At 61.1% G+C, this 13392-nt stretch carries 14 protein-coding genes; 9 read left to right on the top strand and 5 right to left on the bottom strand.

Going from position 1 to position 13392, the window contains the following annotated elements; all coding sequences use genetic code 11:
* Positions 1-301 precede the first annotated feature (301 nt).
* From IVB22_RS23655 to IVB22_RS23635, 6 genes are all read left to right on the top strand, one after another.
* A complete protein-coding gene (locus tag IVB22_RS23655; protein WP_247519658.1) occupies positions 302-496 on the top strand; it encodes a hypothetical protein in 195 nt (64 codons plus the stop codon).
* 17 nt (positions 497-513) lie between these two features.
* Complete coding sequence (locus IVB22_RS23650) at positions 514-714, top strand: hypothetical protein (RefSeq protein ID WP_247519657.1); 201 nt, start codon at positions 514-516, stop codon at positions 712-714.
* A gap of 339 nt (positions 715-1053) precedes the next feature.
* On the top strand, positions 1054-1296 hold the full coding sequence (locus IVB22_RS23645; RefSeq protein ID WP_247519656.1) for a hypothetical protein: 243 nt from the start codon (positions 1054-1056) through the stop codon (positions 1294-1296).
* 74 nt (positions 1297-1370) lie between these two features.
* The gene (locus tag IVB22_RS23640) at positions 1371-1775 is read left to right on the top strand and encodes a hypothetical protein (protein WP_247519655.1); all 405 of its coding nucleotides are present in this window, start codon (positions 1371-1373) and stop codon (positions 1773-1775) included.
* Positions 1705-2082 carry a DUF6719 family protein gene (locus IVB22_RS41650; RefSeq protein ID WP_308200447.1) on the top strand — a complete coding sequence of 126 codons (378 nt, stop codon included), beginning with the start codon at positions 1705-1707 and terminating at the stop codon, positions 2080-2082. Before IVB22_RS23640 ends, IVB22_RS41650 begins: the two co-directional genes overlap by 71 nt.
* Positions 2083-2573: 491 nt before the next feature.
* A complete protein-coding gene (locus IVB22_RS23635; protein WP_247519654.1) occupies positions 2574-3443 on the top strand; it encodes a DMT family transporter in 870 nt (289 codons plus the stop codon).
* A gap of 72 nt (positions 3444-3515) precedes the next feature.
* Here the strand turns inward: IVB22_RS23635 and IVB22_RS23630 are convergent, their stop codons facing one another.
* From IVB22_RS23630 to IVB22_RS23620, 3 genes are all read right to left on the bottom strand, one after another.
* Positions 3516-4169 carry a response regulator transcription factor gene (locus tag IVB22_RS23630; protein ID WP_247519653.1) on the bottom strand — a complete coding sequence of 218 codons (654 nt, stop codon included), beginning with the start codon at positions 4167-4169 and terminating at the stop codon, positions 3516-3518.
* Positions 4166-6241 (bottom strand): ATP-binding protein, encoded by a 2076-nt coding sequence (locus tag IVB22_RS23625; protein WP_247519652.1) that lies wholly within the window; start codon positions 6239-6241, stop codon positions 4166-4168. The genes IVB22_RS23630 and IVB22_RS23625 overlap by 4 nt, the downstream gene beginning before the upstream one ends.
* 193 nt (positions 6242-6434) lie before the next feature.
* The gene (locus IVB22_RS23620) at positions 6435-6857 is read right to left on the bottom strand and encodes a DUF5413 family protein (RefSeq protein ID WP_247519651.1); all 423 of its coding nucleotides are present in this window, start codon (positions 6855-6857) and stop codon (positions 6435-6437) included.
* Between the two features lie 368 nt (positions 6858-7225).
* Here IVB22_RS23620 and IVB22_RS23615 point away from each other — a divergent pair, with 368 nt between their 5' ends.
* Complete coding sequence (locus IVB22_RS23615; protein WP_247519650.1) at positions 7226-8467, top strand: glycosyltransferase; 1242 nt, start codon at positions 7226-7228, stop codon at positions 8465-8467.
* Positions 8468-8513: 46 nt separating this feature from the next.
* On the top strand, positions 8514-9614 hold the full coding sequence (locus IVB22_RS23610) for a glycosyltransferase family 4 protein (protein ID WP_247519649.1): 1101 nt from the start codon (positions 8514-8516) through the stop codon (positions 9612-9614).
* A 244-nt stretch (positions 9615-9858) separates the two neighbouring features.
* On the opposite strand, the gene IVB22_RS23605 is transcribed toward IVB22_RS23610, so the two are convergent.
* Positions 9859-10974 carry a DUF2336 domain-containing protein gene (locus IVB22_RS23605; protein ID WP_247519648.1) on the bottom strand — a complete coding sequence of 372 codons (1116 nt, stop codon included), beginning with the start codon at positions 10972-10974 and terminating at the stop codon, positions 9859-9861.
* Positions 10975-11803: 829 nt separating this feature from the next.
* On the opposite strand from IVB22_RS23605, the gene IVB22_RS23600 reads away from it, so the two are divergent.
* Positions 11804-12070: a hypothetical protein gene (locus IVB22_RS23600; protein WP_247519647.1), complete on the top strand. Its 267-nt coding sequence runs from the start codon at positions 11804-11806 to the stop codon at positions 12068-12070.
* A 179-nt stretch (positions 12071-12249) separates the two neighbouring features.
* On the opposite strand, the gene IVB22_RS23595 is transcribed toward IVB22_RS23600, so the two are convergent.
* On the bottom strand, positions 12250-13392 hold a 1143-nt coding region (locus IVB22_RS23595; RefSeq protein WP_247519646.1), incomplete at its 5' end, for a hypothetical protein.

Here is a 13392-nt window from a genome sequence, read left to right as displayed (position 1 = left end):
AGACACAGAATCACAGCAATTCGTCACCATGGAAGACCAAATCAACATAGCGAGTCATTCCGTCGCAGCCACGATGTGTGCATCTGCTAGTGCGAACGCGGGGAGGACGGCAGAGGCTTTCGTATTCGATTTTCAAACAGCGCGCTGCACCCGTCGTCCCTGACAGGATTTTCCTGACGTTTCCGGATCAGGCATCATTCTAATATGCCCCGCATGCGCGGGAAGCATTGGCGCGCGAAATGGACCGATCCACGTCGCAACAACCATCCTAGGGCATGTCGACGGCAGGAGGTGACCACAGGTGAAGAAATTTGCCCATCTCGCAATGACATTCTTTTGCGCCATGGCGAGCGCGATGATCGCGGCGTACTCACTGGCGTACATCGCGCACTACAATCTCGGCGTTCCCGGCTCCGCGCTTCGCGAGCAGGCGCTGATCTGCGCGGCTCTCGTTTTCGGCCTTGTCACGATCGAATTTCTCGCAAGCAAGGAGTGACCGAAAGTGCGCCGACAATGAGGATCATCGATCTGGCTGTCGCGCTCATCTTCTTCACTACTAGCGCCGGCGTGACCGCCTTTGTGATGGCGGTTTTCATCCACAATGGACTGGGCGTTCCTCCAGCGGCACTGAGGCACGATGCCCTGATCTCCGCCGGCTTCCTTAGCCTTGTGCTTTTGGTGGCGATGACAACGATCAGAAAGAAGGAAGACTAGCCGGACGATCCAACCGCGAAAATCTGCTTGGCACGACAGGGGGCTTGAAATGTTCAGCAGCAAAACAGTCGACAGACAACCTTTGGCCTACTGCGTACCGTGTTCGGACCGGACGCCGCACCGTTACGAACGGCTCGGTGTCAACGGACGGCTTATGTCCAGAGCCATCTGTCTGGTCTGCAACAACGACTCGCGCGGAGACACAGCGCACCAAAGTGCAACCAGATCATCTTCGTAGCCGGCACGACAGTTGACAGGTTTTTCCTGACGCGCCGGCACCGGATTGATCTCTAGGATGGCGATTGGACGAGCGAGAGCATGTAACTTCCGAAGGGGCGCATGGTGGACCGAACGAACAACAAGTCGATCAAGCAACACCGGAGCAAGCAACTGTACGAACGGGCGTTTTTCTTCAAGCGCCTGGCGATCGGGGCGGCCGACCCGAAGTTTGCGGTGAAGCTTCAGGCATTGGTCGACGAGTACGAAAGCGAGGCGGCGCGGGCGGAGCTGGAAATGGAACAGCACGCCGCGCCGCGGGAGACCGCAGGCGTCCATGCCACGCCGGCGCATCGTACCGGTTGAGAAATTTCCCCGGCAGCGAATTCGCTCCGCTATCCATCTTCCACCAAGAGGATCGCGGCTTCAGGCATCCGGCTTTGCCCGAACACACAACATCAGCCGACGGCATGGCAACGCAATACGTCCCCGGCGACATCAGGGACTTCATATTGAAGCACATCGCTTCGGTAGCCCAGATTGAAGCCCTGCTCCTCATCTGGTCGAGCCCGGAGGAACGCTGGAGCGTCTCGCAGATTGCGGCGCGCATCTACACCAGCGAAACCGAAACGGCGAAAGCACTCGATGGACTTTGCGCCGACGGATTTCTGGTCTGCAGGGATGGAGTTTTCGGCTTGAGCGCATCGGAAGAAAACGTCGAAATGATTCAAAGGCTGCAGCAAGTATACGCCCGCTATCTCATCCCGGTGACGGATGTCATCCACAGCAAATCGCGAGGCCCTCACTCAACGGCCGAGACATTCCGGCTTCGAAGGGATCGATGACGTGCCCGCGATCATGTGCAGATCGGGCCGTTGGCGCACCGCAGGCGCTGCAGCTTTGCGCGGAGTAAGCCCTCTTGCGGTACTCGTGGCGGCCCTGTTCATGGCGCAGCCATCCTCCGCGCAGAAACTATATTCCTACGAGCCGTTGATGATGGACCCGTACTCGACGATCTATGTCAACGACGGCTCGTGTTCGGCAGGAAAGGTCCTGAAGGTCCAAGGCGTACCGCGGAATCAGCGTCGGAAGAAGAGCTGCGTGCCCATGAGCGATCTGCAGGGCGCGCCGCGTTCGGGGACGGCCAGATAGCCGCCATCCGTCCAGGGCGTGAACCATAAATTCAGAGTGGTCGGCGGACATCGGCTTTAGTGCACATTCCGGACTCAAGTCGGAGATCGCATGAGGTCCGAAAAGTGCTGGGAGCCGACCCGAACACGGTCCTCCGCACCGACGCAAAGCGATTCCAATCGACTTCCAGATTGATCGACTTCGCGACGGCAAGACGCCATCACACGTTGTAGCTCCCATGCCATCAAGCAGGCGTTGAACGTTCGAAGCAGATGTACTATGATTGCTCAGGTTGCGACGCGAAGATGGTCCGCGCTCCCGCTATCGAGCCAGTAAACCATGAGGTGCGTTCGGGCGGCATGTACACACTGCCAACTGAACTGAAAGAGGAAATGGCGAAGAAGCGCGCGGTGAGCGGGACTCGCTCATAGCTTATTACTGGAATGTAGCCTGCCTGCTTGTTCAACGCGGACGCGATTATGGATGGTAGCAATTTCATGCGAGGAGCGCGATTGCTCGCGCTCCTCGCGTTGATGTGGGGTTTGAGCTGGCCGATAACGAAGATTGCGCTTTCGCAAATCGATCCTTGGACCTTGCGAGCGGTTGGCCTCAACCTCGGCGGAATTGGATTACTGATAGTCGCCCATTTGCAAAGCTATCGCCCCTTCGTCGAACGCGATGAGGTCAAATACCTTTTGCCGGTTGCGCTTTTTAACGTAACACTTTGGTCAATTTCTGCTGCTTATGGCCTCTCTCAAGTGGCCTCTGGTCGGGCGATACTTATAGCTTACACCATGCCGATATGGTCATCTGTCCTTAGCGTGGTGGTGCTTCATGAACCATTTGGTCTCCGTCGCCTGCTCGGCCTAGTTTTAGCTGTCGCCGGCCTCGCGACGCTGGTCACACCGGCATGGAAAAACCTTGAGGATGCTCCAGTGGGAGTTGCACTGCTTGTATTCGCCTCTCTCTGTTGGGCTATCGGAACTGTCGCATATAAGGCGGCGCCCTGGCGCAGTCCGGCAATTGTGCTAGCTGGATGGCAATTGATATTGGGCGCCGTACCCATCACAATTGGTATGATGGCTATCGGAGATCCAGCTGTCTTGGCCACGATGAGCCTGAGAACAGCCGCGGCACTGGCATTTGTCATGATCGTGCCGATGTTCCTGTGCTATTATATCTGGTTCAAAGTAGTCGAGCTTCTTCCCGTTGGGATTTCATCAATCGGGGTAACTGCAGTTCCGATCATCGGTGTCTTAGCCGGCGCTCTAATTTTGCAAGAGAGAGTTGGTCCTGCCGAAGGTATTGCGTTGATATTGATTGCTTCTGCACTCTGGGTGGTGCTGGCCAAGCCCCTTCACCACAAGAAGCTGTCTTCGTAGTGCCCAAAGCAGGATGGACAGCGAAAGCATTCGTGAACCCCGTGCAGCAAGGGAGCGTCAGCACAAGCCGTGTCAGTTTGGAGCGGCGAGCCAGCCCAGCCTGATGCCGTAGCGGACGATATCCGCGCGGCTGTGAAGCCCCTTCTTTTCGGACGCCCGCGCCTTGTAAGTCTCGACGCTCTTGACGCTCACCTCGAGCTGTCCGGCGATCTGCTTGTTGCTGAACCCCTGCGCCACCAGCTTGAGCACGTCCTCCTCGCGCCGGCTGAGTTCGCCGCCATCGCCCTCGCCCGGCAACGCGAGTTCGGGCGCGTTCATCGCCGCCTTCTCGGCTATCGCGGGATCGAGATAGATGTTCCCCTGGTTGACGGCCCGGATGGCGCGAAGCAATTCCTCGCCGGCCGATCGCTTCAACAAATATCCCCTCGCGCCCGCTTCGAGCACCGGATGCACATACGCCCGATCTTCATGAACGGTCAGAGCAATGATCTTTACGCCAGGGCATTGCCTGCTCACCTGACGTGCAAGCTCCATCCCGCTGATGTCAGGCAGCGAAAGATCGATCACTGCGATATCAGGCGAACAATCACAAATGGCCTTCAAGCCCGTGGCCCCCGTGTTGGCTTCGCCAACGAGCTCGACCTCGGGCACACCCTGCAGCAGCGCGCGGATGCCGGCGAGCACGACGGGATGGTCGTCAACGAGTGCGATTCGAACGGGCGTCATCTGACGGTCTCCGACGCTTCCAGCGGAATCTGGACAAAAATCGTACTACCCTTTCCTGGCGCAGATTCGACGGCGATCGTGCCGCCGAGAAGGGCAACCCGCTCCTTCATGCCGGAGAGACCCAATCCCGACGTCCGACCGCCTGACGCAATCCGGCCGACGTTCTCTGGGTCGAATCCTATGCCGTCGTCCTCGAGAACCAGCGCCAGAGCTTCCGGTTTCTTCTCAAGCACAATGCTCACCTTGCTTGCGTTGGCGTGCTTCAGGACGTTGGTCAATCCCTCCTGAACCAACCGGTACAGCACGGCCGCCACATCGGCAGGCAGCGAATTGTCGCGCCCGAAGGTCTGGATATCGACGCGAATGCCGTAGCGCTCCTGCCATTCCGCAACATAGGCTTCGATCGCCTTGAAGATGCCGAGGTCGTCGATGGCCGTCGGCCGCAGGTCCGACGCCGTGCGATGAATGTCGCGGCCGATCTGCGCGGCAAGCTGTTCCAGCCATCGCACCTGCTCGGTCGCCGCCTTTCCATTGCTGCCTTTGGCCAATCCCTGCTCGAGCGCTTTCAAGCCGAGAGACAGTCCCGTCACCGTTTGCCCGATCTGGTCGTGCAGCTCCCGCGAAATCCGGCGCTGCTCCTCTTCCTGGGCGGAGGCCAGGCGTCGAAGCAAGTGAGACCGTTCGGTCTCCGCGCGCTTGAGAACATCGATGTCGGCCAAAACGCCGTGAATCACATGACGCCGGTGGGGTGGCCCCTCGGCCCTTCCCGCCGCGCGCAGCCAGTATTCTCCGCGATCGTCCGACTGAATCGGAAACTCGACGCTGCTCGATCTGCCGCTCTCGAGACAGTCGGTGGCGAACGAAGCCAGCGCAGCGCGATGCGGCGGTTCGACCAGCGCGAAAATCCGGTCTGCCGACCATCTCGTTTCTCCCGATCGGGAGCCTGCCAGACCCAGAAGCGCGCAGAAGCGGCCACAGCCGCTGAATTCGTTTGCGGATAGATCCCAGCGCCACGTACCGAGTTCGGCCGCGTCGATCGCGAGCGCCCCGCGCTTTTCGCTGTCCAGCAGTGCCGCCGCAGACTGAAGCGCCTCCATGCGCCGCCGCTGGGCAATTTCCCGGGCGATCACCAGACCGAGGGCGATGGCGAGGCCAACGCTCGCCGCTGTGCCGCCGAACAACAGCCGCAGCGAGCGGGATACGGGTGCATTCAGCTCCGACACAGGCACACCGACATGGACCGACCACCCATCGGTGCCCGCGAGCACGCGGTGGACGGTTTCAACATCGATGCCTTCACGCGTCTGCGTTCGTGGCGAACTCGAGCCGCCGCGCGCCATGGCTTCCTGTACGGCTGGCGTCGTCACGCCTGCACGGGCAACTTTCGTGTCAGGCGTGCGCGCGACGATTTTCTCCTTGGCGTCGATGACGGTGCCAGCCCATCCGACAGGCAATCCCGCCTGGCCCAGGATCGTACCGATCTGGTCGGGCAACAGCCCGATCGTCAGGATGTAACGGAGTTCACCATCCCTGATAACGGGGACGCGCAGAGACACGAGCTGCTTGCCGATGGCGGCCTGGTAGGGACCCAGCCCGCCGAGCACCGGCTTTCGTGTACGGAGAACGGCGTTGAAGCTTTCAGTGTCCGTTACCGGACCGAGCGGGGCGCCGAGCGGCCGCAGCACGTTCAGGACCTGCTCCTGATCCGGCTTGGTCAGCGCCGCGGTTTCCCATAGCGGACGGGCGGCCACGATACGGGTTGCCTCGAGATAGAAATCCCGCAGATTCCCCTGATCGAGCGCGGCCGAGCTTGCAAGCGTCTCAGCGACCTGCAATTCACGGGAAATCTCGCCTTCGATCCGGTGCGCCACCTGCGTCAGCGCTTCGGTTGCAGCCTTGCGGGCGTAGCTTCGTTCCTGATCGGCGGTGATATAGGCCATCCATCCGCCGAGAAGCAGGACCGGAATGGCGGCCGTGAGAACGAGGGCCGTGAAAAGCCAGACGCCTTCCTTTGGCCGGCCCGAACCAGAGGAAAGCCTGCTCCCCAACTCCGCGATCACGGTTGCGCGCATATCTTTTTGCCGGCGATGACGGACAACTTGATGCGCTTCCTTACGTTGCATTCCCCGATCGGATCAGCCCGCTTTTGTTCTGCCAAGTCTTATATGGCGGGCACCGGTCAGGAAAATCCTGACGCTTGCAGATGCTCCGGTTCCAGTCGGGAGCCGCAGGGCAAGAGTCGCTAAGAATAGGCCCGTCGGCCTGTTATGTCGAATGCACCGCCTGCGGTGCGTCGGCATATATGTGAGCCAGCCAGGACGACAATATCGCAGGCACCATGCCAACGAGGCCGTAGAGCACAAACTGCATCACGCCGGTATCCGGCCCGCGCGAGCCATAGAGCAATGAGGATGCCGCGAAGCCGATGGCCGCCACGATCAGCATCCGCACCACGGGAGAAATACGCTTAACGTGATAGAGAATGTCGTCGATGGCGCCAACCATCAGCGCCGGCACGATGCCGAACAGATAGCTGTACTGCAGCGTCTTGACGAACGCGCCGAGAAACTTGCTGATCTCCGACCAGTTGGTGTCAGTCCAGTAGCCCGAAGCCACCGTGGTCGCGAACAGCATCAAAAACCCGCCGACGAACGGACCGATAGCTCCGAAGATCAGATAGCGTTTCATGGAACTGCCTCCTGGCGCTGCTTACTCCATTACAGCAGCTCCAGGATCAAGTAAATTTTCCCGGTCCACTCTCAATTGGCGAGAGAACCGCCATCGGCACCAGCGGCGTATCGCTCGATCCCCCTCGCAAGATTAGAGACCACGGTGCGATGTTCAAGCAGCGGACGCAGCGCTACGCCTTTCAATTGGTTGCGGTGAAGGCAAATGAACGGTTGTTCAGGTTGGCCGCATCCTTCGCAAGACGGAGGCAACTTCCGCACGCCTTCGGACTTATTGCTGAAGGGAAAAAGTGGCACGCCCTGAGCGCTGGGAAAGCCAAAGCGCCAGGCCGCATTGCCGCAAAGCGATAACCGTGAAGGCGACCTTCGATGTCCATGCTCAGTCCCGCCGTTCAACGATCCACCCTCGGGCTTCATACGCTCGAACAGTACGAGCCGCTGATCGGTGCTGGGACGGTCGAGCGAATAGCCGCGAAGGCCGATCGAGTGCGCACGATGCGCGTCGCCCATATCAGCTCGACGTTCTACGGCGGAGGAGTCACCGAACTTCTTACGCCGCTCACTCTCATGATGAACGCGACAGGCATCGAAACCGACTGGCATTTGATTCAGGGAACGCCGGGCTTCTTTGGCTGCACCAAGCAGCTTCACAATACGCTGCAGGGCGAGAGCCTGGAGTTTTCGGATGCCGAGAAGACGATCTACGAACAGGTTGTGTTCGAGAACGCCACGCGGCTTCATCTTGACGAGTGCGACGCGATCATCGTGCACGACCCTCAGCCTCTGCCGCTGATCGGCCATTTCGCCGATCGCGAAATGCCGTGGCTCTGGCAATGTCACGTCGATCTTTCGTCGCCGTACGCTCCGGTATGGACTTATCTGCGTCGGTTCATCGAGCAATATAACGCGGCAATCTTCTCGCTCCCCGAATACGGCCAGGATATTCGGATCGACCAGCAGTTCGTCACGCCCGCGATCGATCCGTTCTCCGCAAAAAACCGGGAGCTGTCCGACCGCGAGATACGCGAATTCCTGCGCAACTACAAAATTCCGACAGATCGTCCGCTGGTGACGCAGATTTCCAGGTTCGATCGATGGAAAGACCCGATGGGCGTGATCGAGGCCTTCCGAAAAGCGCGAGAGCAAGTCGACTGTACGCTCGTGCTCGTCGGCAACAACGCCTCCGACGATCCGGAGGGCGGGAAAATCCTCGAGACGATCGAGAGCGCTGCCGATGAGAGCATCATCGTTCTCGCGGTTGACGATCCGACATTGGTGAACGCGCTGCAGCGGTCGGCCGCGGTCGTCCTGCAGAAGTCGACGCGCGAAGGCTTCGGTCTCACCGTGACCGAGGCGATGTGGAAAGGCGCCGCCGTCATCGGCGGCGACGTGGGAGGCATCCGGCACCAGATCAAGGACGAATGGAACGGGTTTCTTGTGAGCACGCCCGATCAGGCGGCCGCAAGAATGGTCCAGCTCTTGAAGGATCCCGGCCTCCGGGAGCAGATCGGTTCGCGGGCCAAAGAAAGCGTGCGGCAGAACTTCCTGATGAGCGGTCTATTAGAGGATTGGCTCGACCTGCTGGCCAAATACGAACGGCCGGTGGTCTGACCGGTTTGGGTTCGAGAGGCCCTGATATCTTGATGGTGGAAAGCCGATGCGAATTGCTCAGGTAGCGCCTTTGGCCGAAAGTGTTCCTCCCAAGCTTTACGGCGGCACCGAGCGTGTTGTGGCGTGGCTGGTCGATGAACTGGTAAGCTTGGGACATGAGGTGACGCTGTTCGCCAGCGGGGATTCGAAGACGTCCGCCCAGCTCCATGCTGCCTGGCCTCGGGCTCTTCGCCTCGGCCGGCCACGGACGGACCCGATGGTCGCCCAGGCGGCGCTGTTGGAAGCGGTTGCCGGGCACGCGACCGACTTCGATGTCATCCACATGCATATCGATTGGCTGCACCTGCCGCTCCTGAGCCGGCTCGGCGTTCCCTTTTTGACAACCTGCCATGGACGCATGGACTTGCCGGGCTTTTCTGATGTGGTCCGCCGCTTTCCCAACGCGCCGTTCGTTTCGATATCAGATAATCAGCGCCTCCCCCTGAGTGAGGCAAACTGGCTGAGCACGGTTTATCATGGACTGCCGTCCGACCTGTTCCGCCCTTCCTTCGAGCCCGGCTCCTACCTCGCTTTCCTGGGCCGGTTGACGGCCGAGAAAGGACCGGAAGCCGCCATCCGGATTGCGCGCGCCGCCAAAATGCCGCTTCGCATCGCCGCAAAGGTACCGCGGGGCGAGCGAGGCTATTTCAAGGAAAAGCTCGAGCCGCAAATCGACGGCGAGCAGGTCCAGCTCACCGGCGAGGTCAATGATGAAACGAAGCGGCAGTTTCTGGCTGATGCCGCGGCTTTGCTGTTTCCAATCGATTGGCCAGAACCGTTCGGTCTCGTCATGATCGAGGCCATGGCCTGCGGCACGCCCGTCATAGCCTTCAAGTCCGGATCAGTGCCGGAGGTCATCGACGACGGCATAACCGGCTTTGTCGTGCCGGGGGAAGCGGAAGCTGTTGAAGCGATCGGAAGACTTTCCGAACTCGATCGACGCGAGGTGCGCAGGCATTTCGAGAAAAGGTTTACCACAAGGCGGATGGCGCAGGAGTATCTCCGCCACTACGAGACCCTGGTCCATCCGGACGCCCGCGAAGTTCATGCCGGCATCAAGCCAGCCTTGGCTCCACCTTCAGTGCCTGACGGTCTTCCGGCCCCGTAGCGATCCGCAGGATTGCATGTCGAACGGGACCGGTTGGCGGCCGCTCTGATTGCTTGGTGCCCGCTTCCCGCCCCACCCTTTTGATCTAGTGCGCCCACAGATCTCCCATCCGCACGCCCGACACTCTGTAACGGAAAAGCACTGCTCGATATGTTTCCGCATGAGGGTTTAGCGGAAATCATCCATTCGGCCTTGACGAGAGATCGGGGCAATCGCCCGCGGCGTTCAATCCTGTTCCGCGATGCTAAGCAGGTTGGCTCAGTTTGACGGTAGTCGCGCGCTCGTTCTTCTTTGCAAGAATCCGATCAGAACCGAAACGAATGGTCCATTGCGCGACCGACAGCAACAAGGACTCAAACACCGCCACGCATTGTTCGAGCTCCCGGTCGGTGGATGGCGGGCAACCGGGCCGGTTGCGGACGATCATCGTCGTGGTCGACCAGGTCAGCCGGGCGGCCTTGCAGGCGACGATCAGTCCATACACCCGGTCGGGTTCGAGCAAGGGTTCGATGGCCTCGACCTTGACGTCGGCCTTCAAGGCAAGGGCTGCGACCACGTGGGTGTATTCACCCCTCACCGCGAACCGGTTGACGATTGAATCATTCAGCTTGCCGGTGCGATTGAGCGCAACGACCTCGCTTTGCGCCTGGGTGTAGTCAATCGCCTTCCGGGCCGCGCTGCTCTGTCCGGCGGCCGCGGCAGAACCTTTCCCCCGCGCGACAGGTCGCTGCGCCGTCAGGAAGCGCGCGCGAACCACGTCGGCAACCTTGCCAATGAGCTCCCGCAGCAAGCTGCCGGGAATGTCCAGGCGAACGCCGAGCTTTTCCGCCAGCCCCTCGTCACGCTCTGCCCGTCCGACCAGCGTTGCGTAGCCGCATTCGGAGAAACGCGCGCCGGCGTTCCGCGCCAGCGCATTGGAGACGTTGACGTCGCCAAATCTCATCAGCGCGTCCGTCAGCGCTTCGTTGAGCGTCTTCCGGTCGCAGATCGCCAGCAGATGTTGCTGGCTACGGCTTTTGACGATTTCAAGAAGGTCTGCTTCCGATACACAGTTGGAGCTTCTCAGAACCGGCGCTGCCAGCAGGGGCTGTTCGTGGAACGCAAGCTTGCGGATCGTCTGGCGCGGGGCCCGGTCGATGGTGGCGAGCGCCTCGCTGAGCTGGATCACGGTCGTTGCTTCCACCCGCTCGATCAGGTGGGCGAGGACGCCATCGACCGCAGCGATCTGCGAGTCACCGAGGCGACCGACATTGGACAGGAACAGGTCCGTCACCTCCCCGAAAATCCGGGCATCGTGCTCGGGTCCATCCTCTTCGGCGCCGTTCAATTCTTTACGCAGATCCGACGAAGCGGCAGGCATGGCTATCCCACCTCCGCACTGGTCGTGCCGGCTCGCCGCAACGCCTCCGACCGCGGCCATTCCATCGCGTGGATGGCCGGCAGCTTCGTGAATCCATCGGCAGCGGAATAAGCAAACATTTGAGTGCCACTCGTAAGGCTGGTTTCAGCAGCCTTTATCACTCCAACCAAAGCAATGAGGCGCATGCGAGCAATAGCCGCTGATCGTACCCGGGCTTCCCTAACGGGTGGTTGTTCCGGAGCCGGGATTTTCCGCATTTATACTGAGTTTTGCGGAGCGGAAGGCGAACTCGGTCGGCCGGGGCAACCGGGCCGAGCAACACCCGCTTCTGGAGGCCTCAGGGATCACCGGGGTCAGGGGAAGCCACGGAGCGCGCGGGGTAGCGGCCGCGCAGGAGTTTACGGGGCGGCAAGGAACGCCTTGCTCGCACACGCATCAACCGCGCTATTGAACGCGGCGTTTGCCGGGCGGGCTGTTCAATCGCGGTCGAAGACAAAGACGCAGAGACCCGCATCTGTTCCTTCTTCGGAACCTATCGAGCCCGCACGAGCGCAGCTTCAAAACCGAGTTGTCGCACATCTGTATTTCGGCCGACGTGGCGCGCACGCAACAGTCCAGGAAGTGTTGGCGCGAGCCATTGCAGCTTCGCAGCATTAGCTCATAATTCACGCAGGGCGGCGCAGCACTTTTGATTCGGACATCGGCAGTAATCGAGCAACCACACCGGGTGATTCCCGTGTGACGGATGACGCGTGCGGCAGCGCAAACCGCGTGCAGCGCCCCCAGTGAACAGCGGCCAGCACCGCGCGCAACCTTGGGGAACGCATCAATGACTTTCCATCGTACAAGCAGGATCGCACTTCTCTTCGCCCTCGCCGTCGCGGCGACGGCGCTTTCCGCACAACCGAGCCTCGCCTTCTCGGAGGCGCAGCAGATGTGCACCGGCGACGCCATGCGGCTATGCGGCCATGAAGTCCCCAACGTCCAGCGAATCACCGCCTGCATGGTCAGGAATCGCGCGCAGGTCAGTCCAGGCTGCCGTGCCGTGATGGACCGCGAGGCCGCCGCGCGGAGGCGAGCCGCCGCCGCCGAGTGACCGGTCGCTTCGCTCGAAGACGAACGCGAACGTCCTCAGCAGACCTGCGTGCAATGCCGAGGCCGCTTTCATGTTTGGACAAGGTCGCTACGCCGCGCAGCGATCGATTTGGCGATCAGTTTCCTGGCTCAACGGGGATCAACGCAGGCTTGAGAGCGCATCGGCTGCGTTCCCGGTAGCTACTCCCCCCACAGCGCAAACGCCTCGTTGAACGCGCGTTCGCCGGGGGCGCCCTTTTCGATCGCGATGATGGCGCGGCGCTGGTTCACGTAGACCAGCGGCACGTCGAACCATGAGCGCTCCTTCAGGAGCTGCAGATTGCGGGCGCGGTCGGAATCGACGTTGGAGAGGCCGACCAGGAAGAAGCCGTCGGTGACTTTGACGGCGAGACCGGCCAGCGGCGTGCCGCGCGCCTGCTCGTTGGACTTCATCAAAATGCCCGGCACGTTGCCGACGCCGCCGCCGGAGAAATCCTGCGGCAGGATGAAGGTCAATTCCGCGGTGTGGCTCGCCGGCAGCGATGAGTCGGTATTGCGGCGGAACGACATCGTCATCTTGAACTTGCGGTCGGGAATCTCGATGTCGGCGCGCACGGCGACATCGGGCTTCTGGTTGCCGCTCGCCTTGATCGGTTCGGTGCGCCAGATCACCGAGCCGACATATTGCTTGCCCTTGGGATCGGAGGGGTCCTCATCATACAGCACGACGCGCTGCGCCACGGGCGCGACGTTCTCGGTCGACGACGGCTGGCCTACGCGATCGGGGATCTTCGGGCGCGACTGGGGTGCTGCCGGATCCTTCGGCGCTTCCACTACAGTGGAGGATTTGATCAGACCGCTCACGGTCGTGACGACCGACTTGCCCCACAGGATGCCGGCACCGACCAGAATGAGCACGATGCCGACCGCAATCGCGCTCTTGAACGGAAACACTGTTCCTGTGCGGGCGCGCTTCGTCGGCTCGCGGTCGCGATCCTGCGAGAGTCGCGGGCGGTCGCGCGGCGTCGGCGTCTGCGGCGGCTGCGGCGCGTAACGGTCGGCCTCCTCCAGCGATTCGTCATACGAATAGGGCGCGTCGGGATCGGCGCCGCGGTTCTCCATGCTCGGCTCGAGCCGGTCGAATTCCGGCGAGGGCGACGGCACGTTGGCATAGGTTTTCCGCGCGGCACGGTTGGCCTGCGCCGCGGCGCGGCCAAGATCGTCAGCGTCGGCGGCGATGTCGCGGAAACCGCGCATACCGGGCGGCTGCGGCGGCATCGGCGGCGGGCCATTACCGTTATCGGGGCGGCGGCGGTGGCCACCTCCGCGCGGCCCCGATAACGG

Source organism: Bradyrhizobium sp. 190, assembly GCF_023073415.1.
In the GTDB taxonomy this organism is placed as follows: domain Bacteria; phylum Pseudomonadota; class Alphaproteobacteria; order Rhizobiales; family Xanthobacteraceae; genus Bradyrhizobium.
The sequence above is the reverse complement of the archived record's forward strand: the minus strand, read 5'-3'. Positions and strand labels throughout refer to the sequence as shown.